Genomic DNA, 15,329 nt, shown 5'->3' with positions numbered 1-15,329 from the left:
CCTCGCCGGACGTCTCGTCGACGGTCTGCACGCCGCAGACCGCGGTGCCCACGACGGCGAGCAGCGCGCCGACGGCGGGCGCGGCCCCCCCGCCCCGCGCAGACCTAGCCCCGCCCCCCCCGCGCCCGGACGGGTGTCAGTCCGGTGTGTGCGAACGTCCCGGGAACGGGTACGCCGAGGCGCACCATGAATGGTCACGATCCGGCACGCACCCGGTTGGCGGGCTGGTTGCGCCGTCTGCCGCTGCAACGCCGCAACCGCGATAGCCCCGCCCCGCCTCCCACGCCACCGCCCCCTCCCATGCCTGAGGAGGCGGTGGTGGCGGAGGCGGTGGTGGCGGACACCGCCCGCCCCGATCCGCCACGGGACGACGAGGAACACGCAGAGGAACACGCAGAGCTGGACGACCTGCTGCGGGCCGTGGCCCGGGAGGGCTTCGGGTTCGCCGAGCTGCGCCCCGGCCAGCTCGAGGCGATGCGGGCCGTCACCGCCGGCCGGGACACGCTGTGCGTCCTGCCGACCGGGGGTGGCAAGTCGGCCGTTTACCAGATTCCGGCCCTGCTCACGGCGGGGCCGACCGTGGTCGTCTCGCCGCTCATCGCGCTGCAGCGCGACCAGGTGCGCGGGCTCACCGAACGCCTGGGCGGCCTGCTGGACGCGGTGCCCCCCGGCCCCGGGACCGCCGCCAGACCCGACGCCGGCCAGTCCGACGCCGGCCAGTCCGGTGCCGGTCAGCCTGACGCTGACGCGCCCGCGGTGGCGGCGAACTCGCAGAGCGGGCGCGGCGCGGCGCTCGCGGCGATCGACGCCGTCCGCCACGGCCGGGCCGAGTTCCTGTTCCTTGCTCCCGAGCAGCTCGCCCGCGACGACGTCCGGGAGGCGCTTCGCGAGGCGCGGCCCTCCCTGTTCGTCGTGGACGAGGCGCACTGCATCTCCAGCTGGGGCCACGACTTCCGCCCCGACTACGCCCGCCTGGGCCAGGTGATCGATGACCTCGGCCATCCGGTGGTCGTCGCGCTGACGGCCACCGCGTCGCCGCCGGTGCGCCGGGAGATAGCCGAGCGCCTGCGGCTCGCGGATCCGGCGGAGATCGTCCGCGGCTTCGACCGCCCGGAGATCACCCTGAGTGTCGAGTCGTTCGTCGACGACGACGAGAAGAAGGCCCGGCTGGTCGAGCGGATCGCCGCCGAGACCAAGCCCGGCCTAGTCTACACGGCGACCCGGCGTGGCGCCGAGGATCTCGCCGCCGAGCTCGCGGACCTCGGGCTCACCGCGAGCGCGTACCACGCCGGGCTACGCGCGGCGCGCCGCCGTGAGGTCGAGGAGGACTTCATGGCCGACCGGTGCGACGTCGTCGTGGCGACGACCGCGTTCGGCATGGGTATCGACAAGCCCAACGTCAGGTTCGTGATCCACGCCGAGGTGGCCGACTCGATCGACTCCTACTACCAGGAGATCGGGCGTGCCGGCCGCGACGGCCAGCCGGCGGTCGCGGTCCTGTTCTACCGGCCCGAGGACCTGGGCCTGCGTCGCTTCTTCGCCTCGTCACGCCCGGACGAGACCGCCCTGCGCCGCGTCGCCGTGCTGCTCGGCCACGCCGAGGAACCGGTGAGCGCGCGCGCCCTGGCCGACGCCGCCGGGGTCGGCGACACCGCGCTGACCCGCATGGTGGATCTGCTCGAACGGGCCGACGCGGTCATCGTCCACGACGACGGCCGCATCGAGCGCAGTGCCGGTGCGCCGGAGCCCGAGCAGGCCGCGCGCCGCGCCGTCGAACTGGCCGCGGCGCGGGTCGAGTTCGAGCGGTCGCGGGTCGACATGATGCGCGGGTACGCGGAGACCCGCGACTGCCGGCGGCGTTACCTGCTCGCCTACTTCGGCGACACGTCCCCCGCCGCCTGCGGGAACTGTGACGTGTGCCGGTCCCGTCTGCCCGGGCAGCGGGTGCCGGGCGGCGAGGGCGGGGCCGCGGCCGCCGCCGGTTTCCCGGCGCCGGTGGGCGACAGCGAGGCCACGGCGGAGGTCTCGCCGTTCCCGGCCGGGCTGGCCGTCCGCCATGTGCGGTGGGGGCCCGGCCAGGTGATGAAGGAGGACGGCGACCGCATCACCGTCCTGTTCGACGAGGTCGGATACCGCACGCTGTCGGTGGCGGCGGTGACCGAGCGGGGCCTGCTGGCGGTCGCCGACTAGCCCCGCTGTAACGTCACCGCCGGCCCGCGCTGGCCGGTCGTTTCGTCAGCCACCGCGGTGCCCCGCACCGTCGAGGTCGGGCGCGGCCAGTCCGTCCCCGCACGTCCCCGCACGTCCCCGCACGTCGCCGATTGTCGCCGACCTGAGGAGCACCGCTTTCGTGACCGACTTCCGGAACCGGACCGCGCTGGTCACGGGGGCCTCGTCGGGTATCGGGGCCGCGTTCGCCGAGGCACTCGCGGCCCGCGGGGCCGATCTCGTGCTCGCCGCGCCGTCCGAGGAGAAACTGCGGCCGGTGACCGAGCGACTGCGCGCGCTGCACGGGGTGCGGGTGTGGACGGCCCCGGTCGACCTCGCCCGGGAGGACGGCCCGGACCTGCTCGTCGAACAGGTCCGGGCGACCGGGCGCGAGATCGACGTCCTGGTGAACAACGCCGGGTTCGGCACCTACGGCCGGTACGAGGAGCTGTCCGCCGACCGTGACCACCGCGAGGTCATGGTGGACGTCGTCGCGGTCGAACGGGTGACGCACCTGCTCCTGCCGGCGATGGTCGAGCGGGGCCGCGGCACCGTCGTCAACGTGTCGTCGACGTCGGGGTTCCAGGCCGTCCCGTACATGGCTGTGTACGGGGCCTCGAAGGCGTTCGTGTTGTCCTTCTCGATCGCGCTGTGGGCGGAGTACCGGTCGCGCGGAATCCGGGTGCTGGCGGTGTGCCCGGGGCCGACCGACACGAACTTCTTCGAGGTCCTCGGCCGGCGGATGAGCGCCGGTGGACGGCTGCGCACCACCGACGAGGTCGTCTCGGCCGCCTTCCGCGGCCTCGACCGCGGCCTGCCCTACGTGATCGACGGCCGGCTCAACTACCTGACCTCGAACGCGTCCCGCCTGCTGGGCCGCGGGCTCGTCGCGGGGATCACGGCCCGGACACTCCGGCCGCGTGGGCGTCCCTGACCTGCCCGACCTCCGGTTCGTCCAGGGCCAGCCGGGCGACGAGCTCGTAGGAGCGGATCCGGTCGGCGTTGGAGTGCACGTTCGTCACGATCATCAGCTCGTCGGCCCCGGTCGCCTCGAGTAGCGCGTTCAGGCCGTCCCGTACGGTTTCCGGTCCGCCCACGATGTGCGAGGACGTCGCCGACTCCGCCAGATCGCGCTCCTGCGGCGTCCAGGGGTAGGCCGCGGCCTCCTCGGGCGTGGGGAAGGCGCCGGGCCGTCCCAGACGCAGGCGCAGCATCGTCAGGCGGGTGGGCCCGGCGAGCCACTGGGCGCGCTCGTCATCCTCGGCGCACAGGACACCGGCGGCGACCATCGCGTACGGCCGTTCCCGCCCGGGCGACGGCCGGAACGAGTCGCGGTACAGCCGCAGCGCGGGCAGCGTGCTGGCCGAGCTGAAATGGTGCGCGAACGCGAACGGCAGGCCGAGGATCCCGGCGACCTGGGCGCTGTAGCCGCTCGAGCCGAGCAGCCAGATCGGCGGCGTGTCCGCCCGCGGGTACGCCTCGACCCCGCGCAGCGGGTGCCCGGCGGGGAACGACCCACCGGAGAGGAAGGTCGTCAGCTCGGCGAGCTGGTCGGGGAAGTCATCCGCGGACATCGGCCCCGGGCCGCGGCGCAGGGCACGCGCGGTGTTCTGATCGGTGCCGGGCGCACGGCCGATGCCGAGGTCGATGCGGCCGGGGAAGAACGCGCCCAGGGTCCCGAACTGCTCGGCGATCGTGAGCGGGGCATGGTTGGGCAGCATCACCCCGCCCGAGCCGACCCTGATGGTGGACGTCGCCGCGGCCACCTGGCCCATCAGGATGGTCGTCGCGGAACTGGCGATGCCCGGCATGCCGTGGTGCTCGGCCAGCCAGTAGCGGGTGAAGCCGAGATCCTCGGCCCGCCGGGCCAGCTCAAGGCTGCCCCGCACGGCCTCGCCGGCGGAGACATCCGTGCCCACCGGCACCAGGTCGAGGACGGACAGCGGCACCGGTCTCGTCAGGCTCACCCTTGCGCCAACCGCCCCACCGGTGCCCGTCTTCCCACCAGGGCTCGACTTTCCCCGTTGGGCTCGGCTTTCTCCGCCGGGGCGCGGCTCTCCCCGTCAGGGCGCGGCCGGCGACGGCGCCGTTGGTGCCGAAGTGCCTGGACGGCCCGCCGTGGAATGGGAGGATGGCAGGCATGGGCGCATACCGGCGGGCGTACGAGCACGAGCGGACCGACCCCGAGGCCTTCTGGGCCGCGGCCGCGCGGGAGGTCGAGTGGACCCGTCCCCCGGAGCGGATTCTCGACGCGAGCGCACCGCCGTTCTACCGCTGGTTCCCCGACGCCGAGCTGAACACCTGCGCCAACGCCCTGGACCGGCACGTCGCCGCCGGTCGCGGGGACGCGCTCGCCCTGGTCTACGACTCACCGGTCACCGGGACGTCCCGCCGGTACACGTTCGCGCAGCTCACCGACGAGGTGGCCCGGGCCGCCGGCGCGCTCGCCTCGCTCGGGGTCGGCCGCGGCGACCGTGTCATCGTCTACCTGCCGATGATCCCCGAGGCGGTCGTGGCGATGCTGGCATGCGCCCGCCTCGGCGCCGTCCACTCGGTGGTCTTCGGCGGGTTCGCCGCCCCGGAACTCGCCGCCCGCATGGACGACGCCCGCCCGAAGGTCGTGGTCAGCGCGTCCTGTGGCATCGAGCCGACGCGGCTCGTCCCCTACAAGCCGATGATGGACGCGGCGATCGAGCTGGCCGTCCACAAGCCGGCCGGATGCCTGATCGTGCAGCGCGAACAGCACCGCTGTGATCTCGTGGCCGGTCGCGACCACGACTGGGACGCCCTCGTCGGCTCCGCGCCCCCGCTGGCCCCGGTGCCCGTCGCGGCCACCGACCCGCTGTACATCCTCTACACCTCCGGGACGACCGGGCGGCCGAAGGGCATCGTCCGGGACAACGGCGGCCACGCGGTGGCGATGTCCTGGTCGATGCGCAACGTGTACGGCATCGGGCCGGGGGACGTGATGTGGGCGGCCTCCGACATCGGCTGGGCGGTCGGCCACTCGTACACGGTCTACGCGCCGCTGCTGGTCGGTGCCACGACGGTGCTCTACGAGGGGAAACCGGTCGGCACCCCCGACGCCGGGGCCTTCTGGCGGGTGATCGCCGACCACGGGGTGAACGTGCTGTTCACCGCTCCCACCGCGATCCGCGCGATCAAGAAGGAGGACCCGGCGGCCGAGCTCGTCGGCCGGTACGACCGCACCACCCTGCGGGCGCTGTTCCTGGCCGGCGAGCGGCTGGACCCGGCCACCTACGAATGGGCCTCGGGCGCGCTCGGCCTGCCCGTCGTCGACAACTGGTGGCAGACCGAGACGGGATGGCCGATCTGCGCGGCGCCGCTCGGGCTGGAGCCGCTGCCGCTCAAGGCGGGGAGCCCGTCGGTGCCGATGCCGGGATACGACGTGCGGGTCCTGGACGCGGCCGGAGTCGAGGTCCCGCCCGGAACCGAGGGGGCCATCTGCATCCGCCTGCCGCTGCCACCGGGCACGCTGCCGACGCTGTGGGAGGACGACGAGCGTTACATCGCTTCCTACCTCTCGGCCTTCGACGGCTACTACCTGACCGGCGACGGCGGCTACGTGGACGACGACGGCTACCTGTTCGTCCTGGGCCGCACCGACGACGTCATCAACGTGGCCGGGCACCGGCTCTCCGCCGGATCGATGGAGGCGGTGCTGGCGGCCCACCCGGCGGTGGCGGAGTGCGCCGTCGTCGGCGTCACCGACGAGTTCAAGGGCCAGGTGCCCCGCGGGCTCGTGGTGATGAAGAGCGGAGCGGAGATCACGCCGGACGTACTGGCCGCCGAGCTCGTCGCGCGGGTCCGCGCCGAGATCGGGCCGGTCGCCTCGATGCGACGGGTGGACGTCGTCGCCGCCCTCCCGAAGACCCGCTCCGGCAAGATCCTGCGCCGCACCATGCGCGACCTGGCCGACGGCCGCTCACCGGCGATCCCCTCCACCATCGAGGACGTCACCGTGCTCGACGCCCTGCGCCCCGTCCTCCTCCCGGACGCCTGATCGAGCCCGGGGAGGCTGCCAGACACCTGGCCAGGTCGGGCGATGCTGTGGGAGGCCTGATCGGGTCAAGCGAGGTTGTCGGTGGCCTCCAGGTGGTCGACGTAGGCGTCGGCGATCTCGTCCAGCTCGTCCGGCGGGAAGCCGAGGTTCCTGCGCATCGCGCGGCGCCCGATCAGCAGCAGGTGGAGCATGTAGACCGGGATGTCCGCGTCCTGGCAGCGGTGGAAGCCCATCGTGAACCAGGTGAGCGCCTCCTGCTGCCGGCCGTGCTCCGCGAGCGTCTCCGCCACCGCCGCGTACACATCCGGATTCGTGGAGCGGCTCGACTTGATCTCGGCGCGCAGCGTCGTGGCCTCGGCCTCGTCGCCCTTGCGCACGAGCGCGTCATGCAGCCAGACCCGCGGGTCGATGTCCGCCGCACCGGCTGCCGCAGCCTCATCGGCTGCCACGTCGTCCGCTGCTTCGGCGCCGGCTGCCGCGGCGGCTACCGAACCGGCGGCCGCCGCGTCGTTGGCGACCACCGCCGCGCGGTAGCAGCGCACCGCCTCGTCCCAGTCGTCGGCGAGGCCGTACTGGCCGCCGGCGTGGACCAGCAGCATCGACGCGCTGACCTGGCCGTGGAGCTCAGGCCGCGCGGCGAGATCCTCGAACTGTGCCGCGGCCTGCTGGTGGCGGCCGTCGCCCGCGGCCTCGATGACGATCTCGTCCAGGTCATCCTCGGTGAGGATGTCGTCCTCGGTGAGCGTGCGCATGACGACCATTGTTCTCCGCCCGCCGCCCGTCCCGGACGACCGGGGATGAGGAGGCCACAGGGGGGCGCAGACGCCGCCGGACCATCGGGTTCCGGGCTGGTTCGGTGGGGTAGCAGGCTGCGGTGACCAGTATCCCGCCCGAGAAACAGCCGGGGCCGGTCGCGTTCGTGCTCGGCGGCGGCGGCGTTCTGGGCGCCGCCGAGGTGGGAATGCTCGACGCGCTCCTGGCCGCGGGCGTCCGCCCCGACCTGGTCGTCGGGACCTCCGTGGGCGCCATCAACGGTGCCGCGGTCGCCGCCGACCCGTCCAGAGCCGCGATCGGGCGGCTGACCGAGCTGTGGGCCGACCTGGGCAGCTCGGACGTCTTCGCCGGCGGGCCGGCCAAACGGCTGGCCACCGTCGTCCAGCACGGCTACCTGCACTCGAACGCGCCGCTGCGCCGGATACTGAAGGCGAACCTGCCGTCCTCCTTCGAGTGGCTGGAGGTGCCCTTCCAGTGCGTGGCGGCCAGCGTCGAACGTGCGGCCGCGCACTGGTTCGACCGCGGCCCGCTCGTCGACGCCGTCCTGGCGTCGTGCGCGGTGCCCGCGCTGCTACCCCCGGTCAAGATCGGGGACGAGCACTTCGTCGACGGCGGCCTCATCGACAGCACTCCCGTGGGCCGGGCGGTGACGCTGGGCGCGCGAACGGTCTACGTCCTGCACGTCGGGCGGATCGAGCGACCGTTGCGCCCCGGCCGCTGGCCGTGGGAGGCCGGCCTCGTGGCCTTCGAGATCGCCCGCCGCCGCGGCTTCGCCGACGCGATGGCCGCCCTGCCGGCGGATGTCGCCGTCCACCTGCTGCCGATCGGTGACGCCACCGGAGCACCACTGGTCGGGCTGCGATACCGGTCCGCCTCCGGGGTCCGCCGCCGGATCGAACGCGCCCGCCAGGCCACAGCCGACTACCTCGACCTCCTGGCCGCTCCGGGGCGTGAGGCGTGAGAGTGCCACCAAGGGCGATCCGCCGCCTCGTGATCGATCCCCTGTTCATCCCGGTCGCGGTGGGCGGCGCGGTGCTCGGTGTCCTGGTGACTCTGCTCGGCCTGCTCAGCGCGCCCGTCGACCGCCGGCTACGGCTGTCCCGGGTGACGGCCCTGGCCGGGGTCTACCTCGCCGTCGAGGCCGTGGTGATCGTGAGCGGCTTCGGGCTGTGGCTGGCCCGGCCACTGCTCCGCGCCAGGTGGGAGGAGGTCCACCTGCGTCTGCTGCGCGGCGTCCTGCGGTTCGTCGTCACTGCCGCCGGGCGGCTGGTCGCGTTTCGCCTGACCGTCCGCGAACCGCCGGCGGGCACTGTGGACTGCGCCGGCCGCCCCGTCCTGGTCGCCAGCAGGCACGCCGGGGTCGGTGACTCCTTCGCGCTGGTCCACCTGCTGCTCGACCGCTACCGGCGCACGCCGCGGGTCGTGCTCCTGGCGAGCCTTCAGCTCGACCCGGCGATCGACATCCTGCTCGGCCGGCTGGACGCCTGCTTCCTGCGCACGGAGGGCGCCGACCCGACGGCACCCGCTCGGGTTCACGACCTGGCCACCAGGCTGACGTCCCGCGATGCCCTCGTCATCTTTCCCGAGGGGGCGAACTTCACCGCGCGGCGCCGCCGGCGGGTGATCCGCGGGCTGCGGCTGCGCGGCCAGTCGAGCCGGGCCGCGGTGGCCGAGAACCTCACCCACGTGCTGCCGCCCCGCCCCGCCGGCGTGCTCGCCGCGCTGGACGCGCGAACCGTGGGGGGAACGGCCGTGGTCGCCCACACGGGGCTGGACCTCCTGGTCACGCCGGGCCTCGTCTGGCAGGCCCTGCCGTTGACGGCCCCGATGGAGCTGCGCTGGTGGTGGTTCCCCGCGGACGAGCTGCCGCCCACCGGAACGGAGCGCGCGGACTGGTTGACCATGAACTGGGCAGTGGTGGACGCCTGGATCGACTCCCGCCGCTCCCCGAACCCCCTCCCAACCTCCCCAGAACCCTGACCGTCCCACCGCCCGCCCGGCCCCTGACAGGCACTCGCAACCTCAGCCCCGGCGGGCCTGGATGAGCCAGGCTGCCGAGTCGTACAGGACGCCTCGTTCGGTGTGGTGCTCGGCCAGGTTGGCTCGTAGATCGTCGAGTGCGCGGCCTTTGATGCTGGCGTCGAGGTCGCGCACCAGTCCGGCATGCTGGGCGGAGACGAACCGGAAGGCGTCGTCGGGGTCGGTGCCGAAATACATGGGCTCGACGAGGCCCTCCAGGTGGACGTCGGAGAACCCGGCCGCGTTCAGGAGCGACCGGATCCGGTTGGGGTCGCTGAGGGCGAACGGACTCGGCGCGTCCGATGGTGGGACAGGTATCTCACGGCCGGCGGCCAGTGAGGTGAAGAAGGCCTTGAGCCACTCGTTGCGCTCGAACGGCTGCCAGGTCAGTAGGACGATGCGCCCGCCGGGGCGCAGGGCGCGCGCGAGGTTGGTGAAGGCGGCGACGGGATCGCCGAAGAACATCACTCCGTGTCGGCTGACGGCGACGTCGAAGGCTCCGGTGGGAAAGGGGTGGATCTGCGCGTCGGCCTGCTCGAAGGTCGCGTTCGTGACGTGCTCGCGTTCGGCGCGCCGGCGGGCCAGCTCGAGCATCTCCGAGGACAGGTCCACACCCAGGACAGATCCAGCGGCGGCGCGGCGGGCGGCGTCCAGGGTCGTCCGCCCGCCGCCGCAACCGACATCGAGCACGGCTGCTGTCTCGTCGATCGCGGCCGCGGCCAGAAACCGATCGCGGTACGCGGCAACCCCCTCATCGAAACGATCGGCGTTGGCGACCCAGAAAGCGCCTCCATTTCCGTCCCAGCTGGCGAGCTGGGTGGCGTTCGACGCGTCGACGGCGAGCTCGGTGACCATGGCGCCCACTCTGTCAGAGCGGCGGGTGTCCCCACGGCCCTGACTGGGTGGGTCACCACGTACGTTGGACGTGGTGGCCGCACCGGAGTGAAACCGGCGTAGTCGGAGATGCGGCTGGCAGCAACAGGGAGCACCAGAACCGGCAGGATGTGCGGTGAACAAGGTGACCATAAGCGAAGAAGACCGTCGGCTTCTCGGAATCTGGGCTGCCGACTGCGCCGAGCGGGTGCTGCCACTCTTCGAGGAGAAGGCTCCCTGCGACACCCGCCCTCGTGAGGCCATCGAAGGCATCCACTCCTACGCGCGCGGAGAGACGCGGATGGGGCCGCTGCGCTCCCTTGCCTTCGCGGCCCTCGCAGCCGCAAGGGAAGTCGACGATCCGGCCGCCACAGCCGCTGCCCGCGCCGCGGGCTACGCGGCAGCAGCCCCTTACATCCATCCGTTGGCCACCCCTCACCAGGCGAAACATGCCCTTGGGCCAGCGATGCAAGCGGCGCGCGCGGGTGAACTCGCGGCGGGCGACGACGCCAGCATCGGTGACGCCGAGATCCGATGGGCGATCGAGCACGCCTCGCCGGCAGTTCGCGGAATCGTGCGGCAGATGCCGGTTTGTGGCCCTGGTCGCGGTCGTCTGGACGTGCTCCGCTATCAGCTCGACGCAGCCCTTCGCCGCTGATCAGCGAGGTGCGTCGCCGCGGAGGCAGGAAGAACAGGCATTCGGGCGGGTCTCATCATCGTTGACTACTGAGAGATACTTGGCGGCTGGTGGCATGGACCCGAGTTCCCGGGCCAGGAAGGACGAGGTCTGGAAAATAGCTGTCGGAACCGACAGATGGGTGCCAGAGTGGGAACTTGTGGACGTCATTTCCGGAATCACCGAGGTCGGCGACGCGAGCACCGGTTGAATCCGCCAACCTATCCACGGTGCCCCCGCGAGATCCAATTCTTGGCTTTCCGGCCGATACTGTTCCCGAAACCCAGCCGAGCAGGAATTCCAAGGCATCGACCGCAAGTGTGGCGGGTGAATGAGTGTATGGACTCACTCACCCGCCACACATCTGGAGCGGTGGGGATATTGGGTCAGCTGGGAAGGGGGCGGCGGCCGGCGAAGCCAAGGTCGGCCCGGTGGTACCAGGCGAGATCCGGCTCGCCCTCGATCCAGCACAGCAGCACGTTCTCGCCATCGAGGATGGCGGGGAAATCGATCAGTAGCGGGGCGGCGCCCTTGACCTGGATGCCGCGGGCGGGGAACCAGGCCAGCGCTTCGGACAGCCAGGCCTGTAGGGCTTTCATCTCGGCGAGTCCCCCTTTGGGGGACGACGCGCCATCCGCCAGCGCGGCGCTCAGCTCGGTGAGGTCCGCCCGCCGTGCGACGAACTCGGCGGCGCGTTCGTGGATTTCGGGCATGAGGGCACGGGCCTCGTCCACGGAGAACATCTGGTCCACGCAGTCCAGTCCATCATGCCTGGACGTCAACGGGCCCAGCCGGGTGGCACCGACCGGCACGCGCGTTCGTGGATCGCGGGAAATGGCCCCGGGCGACCCCCGTCTCCGAGATCATCTACCGGGGTCGCCGGGCCTGGTGGGCCCGCCGGAGGAGGATGGATTCAGGAGCGGCGGGCCATCTTGATGGTCTTCTCGAGCTGATCCCGGTCGACTTCGGCGGAGCGGCCGTTCGTCGCGACGGTCGGGATCTGGTGGCCGCCGCCGAGTACCAGGTCGGTGGTGTGGCGCATGCCCATGTCGCGTTGCTCGACGTCGAGGATGGTCTCCTCCACCCGGTACAGCTTCTCGATTTTCGCGACCTTGGCCTCGACCTGCGCGGCGACGATCCGCAGTCGCCGTTCCGCCTTGGCGAGGCGTCGTTCCAGGCGACGGTCGACGACGTTGGGCATCGGCTCGTCGCGCTCGGTCGGGTCGTGCAGGTAGAGCTCCACGGCCACCGCCACCAGCGGGATCAGCGCGGTGAAGAGGATCGCCGGGCCGTCGCCGCCGTCGCCGGACGCGCCCTGGATCCGCACCAGCACACCCGCGATCGACAGGAGAAGGAAGATCGTCGAGGTCAGGGTGAGGGCGAGGGCCGACGTCCTGGTCGTGACGAGCTGTTCGCGGACCTCCTGGTCCATTTTGACCTCGCCGACGTCCGCGGCCTTGAGGAGCTGGACCTGGGCCCGGGCCAGGATCGCGCTCTTGATCGCGTGGGCGAGCACCATTCCGGCGATGAAGACGGCGACGCCCAGGATGCCGCCCAGGAACCAGCTGACGCCGTAGTCGGCGGCGTCGGTGAGCACGCCGTAGGCGTCGGCGAAGACGAAGAAGTCGAGGGAGGCGAGCACCAGCAGGATGAGGTGGCGGACCGCCGGCGCGAACTGCATCTGCGGGATGCGTTCCTGGATGCCGACGCTGCGCCAGAGCCGGCCCTGCTCGACCTTGTTCTTGATCAGCTCGGTCCGGCGTTCCCGTCGCTCGGCCCTGGAGTCGATCTCCATGCGGAGCTCGGCGATCAGCTCCTCCAGAGTCCGGGCGTCCGCTCGGACCGCGGCGCGGACCTCCTGGATCTCCGCTTCTTCCAGGCTCTTCAGGACCTTGGGGCGGGTCTCGGCCCCCGCCAGCGCGATGTCGGCGTCGCCGACCTGGCGGATGAGCTGCTTGGCTAGACGGCCCGGCCGATTTCCCCTGCGCAGCACCTGAGGGTCCCTCTTTCCGTGTCTTCGTTCGGGCGGCCTCTTCGTTCGGATGGCCTCGATGGTCTGGACGGCCTCGTCGAGTCCGGTCAGCCTCAGAATTCAGAAAACAGGACGGCCTTGAAACCTGGGACGGACGTGAAGCCGGGGGCGGTCGGGTATCCGGGGATGTCGGGTAGCGGGGGATGTCGTGAGCCGATTAGGGCGGGCCGTGAAGGCGACCCGCGAAGGCGGGCGGTCAAGCGTACCCGCCAGCGAAGGAGCAAGCGTGAGCGCGGGTGGTGAGGACAGGCGGCCGACCGGCGAAAACGAACATCCGAGGTGCGGAAGATGGCCGGGCGGAGAACAGCCCTTTCCGCGGGCGACGATTGCGGCGGGCGGCGGCGGGAAAACGTCAGTCGATCGGGCGGGCAAAGGTTCCCCCCACGAAACAGAGCATCGCGCAGACGATCCCGAGCACCGAGGCGACCATGGCCTCGCGGGCGCCCTCCGTCTCGTCACCGGCGAAGACCATGGTCAGGACGAGGGTGCCGACACCGACGACGGCGCCGATCGCGCCGAGCATGAAACGCCGGGCGATGGTCTCCCGCGGTGGCAGGCTTGACAGCGCGTCGATGGGGGCGATCCGGCCGGCGCGGGCGCGGTTGCCGACCCGGCGGCGGATGTCGCGCAGGCGGAAGGTGTTGCCGGCGATGAAGAAGCTGACCGCGGTCACGATCATCGACCCGGTGACGGACACCCGGGCGAACGGCGACGACAGGGTCAGCCAGACCCAGGTCTCCAGGACGGCGAGCAACGCGAGGCAGGTCAGGATCACCACCGTCGACCGCATCAGGGCCGGGCTGAAATGTTGGTCCTCAGGCTCGAACAGCAGGCCCATGGGTCGTCTCCTCGCGGTTGCGTCGGCCACTGGCACTCGCGGCACCGCGGTGTGCGTTCCGCCGGTATGTGGTCCGGCGGTGTGCGTCCCGGCGGAGGGCGTGGCTACGATCCCCGGGCTCGGCGCACCCCCCAGTTGGGCGATGGGAGCGGCGTCAGCCGCAGTCACTGCTGATCCGTCGGCACAGCTCGCCCTTGAGATAGCGGGCGATGTCCTGCTGAGGCCTGGTCGCGGCTCCCTCGTTCACGCCGATGAAGCGGACCTTGCTGTTCGCGATCGGGGTGAGCTGCTGGGTGTCCGGGGAGAAGCAGCGGCGCACCATGGCCTCCGCGATCTGGACGGACGCCTTCTTCCCGTCCACGTTGAGGCAGTCGGAGGCCTGGCCGGTACCGAGCAGGTCGCTCCAGACCACGACGGTGACCGCGTCGATCTCGACACCGGGCGCCGCCCGCAGCGTGGCGATCTCGTCGTTGACACCGGAGAGCAGGCCGGTGACGCTGCCGGTGGGGCGGACCTGCTCGCCCTGCACGATGTGGTCGACCTCCTCGGTGAGCGCGTCGGTCGCCGCGGTGCGGTCCTTCGCCTCCCGGGTGTCGTTGTTCCGGTCGATCCTGAAGACGGCTCCGCCGTCGAGGCAGTCCGAAGAGGTCAGTCCGGCGTCCCCGCCGCCACTGGCGACGAGGCGGATGTACTGGCCCTCCCGCAGCGCGGCGTCGAAATAGGGGCGCAGGCCCTCGGAGATACGGCTGGCGTTCTCCGGTGAGTTGTCGGAGACGTCCAGGTAGAGCATGAGCAGCGGAGCGCCGCCCTTGGGCGCGTCCTCCTGGTAACGGGTGCAGTCGAGCGGGCCGCCGGCCTCCCGCCCGAGCATCGTGTCCATCGCGTTGCAGGAGGTGGTCAGGGGCAGCGCGAGCAGCGCGGCGGCGAGCAGGCCGGCCCCGCGGGCGCGCGGCCGTCCCGCCCGGCTCCGGCGACGGGACGTCCCCGGCGGCGGCCCCGCGGTGTTCCCGGACGCGGTGTTCCCGGACGGGGACGCCGGTGTCGTGGTCGCTGTCGTCACGGTCATCGCAGCACGATCTCCACTCGGCGCCGGCTGGCGTCCGCGACCCCGTCGGTGGCGCCCTGTTCGCCCCTGGCCACGACCTCGAGCAGCGAGGCCGGGATGTCCTGGCTCGTCAGGTAGGCCTGGACGGCCACCGCGCGCCGGCGGGAGAGGTCGAGGTTGTGTTCCGTGGACCCGAGACCGTCGCTGTACCCGACGACCTCGACGCGGCCGTCGTGCTCGCGGATCTGGGGAACGATCCCGGCGAGCGCGGTGGCGGCCTCGGGCCGCAGGTCGGCGCTGTTGGCGTCGAAGAGGTAGTCCGCGCTGACGGTCGAGACCCGGCTGCCGTCCGCCTGGGTGATGAAGCTGCTCAGCGGCGGGAGCGGGTCCGGAGCGACCGACGGTGGCACTCTCGTGGCATGCGGCGCGGGGGTGAAACTGGACGCGGCCGCGTCGCTTGAGCAAGCTGAGGCGAGACCGAGGACGGCGGTGAGCGCGAGTGCCGCGCACGCCGGAACCCCGGACCGCCGACGTCGCCTGGACGCGGCACGTCCGGCGGTGCGAAACGCGTGATACACGGTCGGCCCCCAACGGCAAGTGCGGGGCCAACCATAACCGTGCCGAAAAGCACCCTGTCGCCCAGGCTTGGGCGTTGTGTCGACCGTGGGATTAATCCGCGTTGCGTTGATGTATGGCGTGTATCGATCATGTTTGTCGCGGATCGGTCTGATGGGTGCCGGTCGCGGATGATTGCGGTGCCGTGCGCGTTACCGGCCGAACAGGGTGGGGGGGGGGGGGGGGGGGGGGGGGGGGGGGGGCGCGGGGGCCGCGGGGCGGGCG

14 protein-coding genes are annotated in these 15,329 nt (G+C 72.1%); 6 read left to right on the top strand and 8 right to left on the bottom strand.

Annotated elements, in window-relative coordinates:
* Positions 1-300 precede the first annotated feature (300 nt).
* Together MXD62_RS29705 and MXD62_RS29700 are read left to right on the top strand one after the other, a co-directional pair.
* Positions 301-2,190 (top strand): RecQ family ATP-dependent DNA helicase, encoded by a 1,890-nt coding sequence (locus tag MXD62_RS29705; protein ID WP_285224233.1) that lies wholly within the window; start codon positions 301-303, stop codon positions 2,188-2,190.
* 160 nt (positions 2,191-2,350) lie between these two features.
* Positions 2,351-3,142 (top strand): SDR family oxidoreductase, encoded by a 792-nt coding sequence (locus tag MXD62_RS29700; protein WP_248832685.1) that lies wholly within the window; start codon positions 2,351-2,353, stop codon positions 3,140-3,142.
* Here MXD62_RS29700 and MXD62_RS29695 read toward each other — a convergent pair.
* Positions 3,105-4,175, bottom strand: coding sequence for an LLM class flavin-dependent oxidoreductase (locus MXD62_RS29695; RefSeq protein WP_248832684.1), 1,071 nt, complete (start codon positions 4,173-4,175; stop codon positions 3,105-3,107). The genes MXD62_RS29700 and MXD62_RS29695 overlap by 38 nt on opposite strands.
* Before the next feature lie 173 nt (positions 4,176-4,348).
* On the opposite strand from MXD62_RS29695, the gene MXD62_RS29690 reads away from it, so the two are divergent.
* Positions 4,349-6,232, top strand: coding sequence for an AMP-binding protein (locus MXD62_RS29690; protein ID WP_248832683.1), 1,884 nt, complete (start codon positions 4,349-4,351; stop codon positions 6,230-6,232).
* A gap of 65 nt (positions 6,233-6,297) precedes the next feature.
* On the opposite strand, the gene MXD62_RS29685 is transcribed toward MXD62_RS29690, so the two are convergent.
* Positions 6,298-6,993: a hypothetical protein gene (locus MXD62_RS29685; RefSeq protein ID WP_248832682.1), complete on the bottom strand. Its 696-nt coding sequence runs from the start codon at positions 6,991-6,993 to the stop codon at positions 6,298-6,300.
* A gap of 113 nt (positions 6,994-7,106) precedes the next feature.
* Between MXD62_RS29685 and MXD62_RS29680 the strand changes: the two genes are divergently transcribed.
* Complete coding sequence (locus tag MXD62_RS29680; protein ID WP_308301348.1) at positions 7,107-7,967, top strand: patatin-like phospholipase family protein; 861 nt, start codon at positions 7,107-7,109, stop codon at positions 7,965-7,967.
* Entirely contained in the window at positions 7,964-8,986 is a 1,023-nt protein-coding gene (locus MXD62_RS29675; RefSeq protein WP_248832681.1) for a 1-acyl-sn-glycerol-3-phosphate acyltransferase, read from the top strand. The genes MXD62_RS29680 and MXD62_RS29675 overlap by 4 nt, the downstream gene beginning before the upstream one ends.
* A 42-nt stretch (positions 8,987-9,028) precedes the next feature.
* Here MXD62_RS29675 and MXD62_RS29670 read toward each other — a convergent pair whose 3' ends face one another.
* Positions 9,029-9,880, bottom strand: coding sequence for a class I SAM-dependent methyltransferase (locus MXD62_RS29670; RefSeq protein ID WP_248832680.1), 852 nt, complete (start codon positions 9,878-9,880; stop codon positions 9,029-9,031).
* Positions 9,881-10,034: 154 nt separating this feature from the next.
* Here MXD62_RS29670 and MXD62_RS29665 point away from each other — a divergent pair, with 154 nt between their 5' ends.
* Complete coding sequence (locus MXD62_RS29665; protein ID WP_248832679.1) at positions 10,035-10,556, top strand: putative immunity protein; 522 nt, start codon at positions 10,035-10,037, stop codon at positions 10,554-10,556.
* A gap of 404 nt (positions 10,557-10,960) precedes the next feature.
* Here the strand turns inward: MXD62_RS29665 and MXD62_RS29660 are convergent, their stop codons facing one another.
* From MXD62_RS29660 to MXD62_RS29640, 5 genes are all read right to left on the bottom strand, one after another.
* Positions 10,961-11,326 carry a DUF2203 domain-containing protein gene (locus tag MXD62_RS29660; RefSeq protein ID WP_198145398.1) on the bottom strand — a complete coding sequence of 122 codons (366 nt, stop codon included), beginning with the start codon at positions 11,324-11,326 and terminating at the stop codon, positions 10,961-10,963.
* A gap of 161 nt (positions 11,327-11,487) precedes the next feature.
* Positions 11,488-12,567, bottom strand: coding sequence for a hypothetical protein (locus MXD62_RS29655; RefSeq protein ID WP_248832678.1), 1,080 nt, complete (start codon positions 12,565-12,567; stop codon positions 11,488-11,490).
* 391 nt (positions 12,568-12,958) lie between these two features.
* The gene (locus MXD62_RS29650; protein ID WP_248832677.1) at positions 12,959-13,444 is read right to left on the bottom strand and encodes a hypothetical protein; all 486 of its coding nucleotides are present in this window, start codon (positions 13,442-13,444) and stop codon (positions 12,959-12,961) included.
* A 154-nt stretch (positions 13,445-13,598) separates the two neighbouring features.
* Positions 13,599-14,510, bottom strand: a complete 912-nt coding sequence (locus MXD62_RS29645) for a hypothetical protein (RefSeq protein ID WP_248832676.1) — start codon at positions 14,508-14,510, stop codon at positions 13,599-13,601.
* Positions 14,507-14,899 carry an OmpA family protein gene (locus MXD62_RS29640; RefSeq protein ID WP_248832675.1) on the bottom strand — a complete coding sequence of 131 codons (393 nt, stop codon included), beginning with the start codon at positions 14,897-14,899 and terminating at the stop codon, positions 14,507-14,509. Before MXD62_RS29640 ends, MXD62_RS29645 begins: the two co-directional genes overlap by 4 nt.
* Positions 14,900-15,329: the final 430 nt, after the last annotated feature.

It is taken from the genome of Frankia sp. Mgl5, assembly GCF_023242985.1.
In the GTDB taxonomy this organism is placed as follows: Bacteria; Actinomycetota; Actinomycetes; order Frankiales; family Frankiaceae; genus Parafrankia; species Parafrankia soli.
The sequence above is the reverse complement of the archived record's forward strand: the minus strand, read 5'-3'. Positions and strand labels throughout refer to the sequence as shown.

Coding starts and splice junctions, on each gene's coding strand:
- MXD62_RS29685 (WP_248832682.1), bottom strand. CDS start 6,993: ATGGTCGTCATGCGCACGCTCACCGAGGACGACATCCTCACCGAGGAT.
- MXD62_RS29690 (WP_248832683.1), top strand. CDS start 4,349: ATGGGCGCATACCGGCGGGCGTACGAGCACGAGCGGACCGACCCCGAG.
- MXD62_RS29645 (WP_248832676.1), bottom strand. CDS start 14,510: ATGACCGTGACGACAGCGACCACGACACCGGCGTCCCCGTCCGGGAAC.
- MXD62_RS29670 (WP_248832680.1), bottom strand. CDS start 9,880: ATGGTCACCGAGCTCGCCGTCGACGCGTCGAACGCCACCCAGCTCGCC.
- MXD62_RS29650 (WP_248832677.1), bottom strand. CDS start 13,444: ATGGGCCTGCTGTTCGAGCCTGAGGACCAACATTTCAGCCCGGCCCTG.
- MXD62_RS29705 (WP_285224233.1), top strand. CDS start 301: ATGCCTGAGGAGGCGGTGGTGGCGGAGGCGGTGGTGGCGGACACCGCC.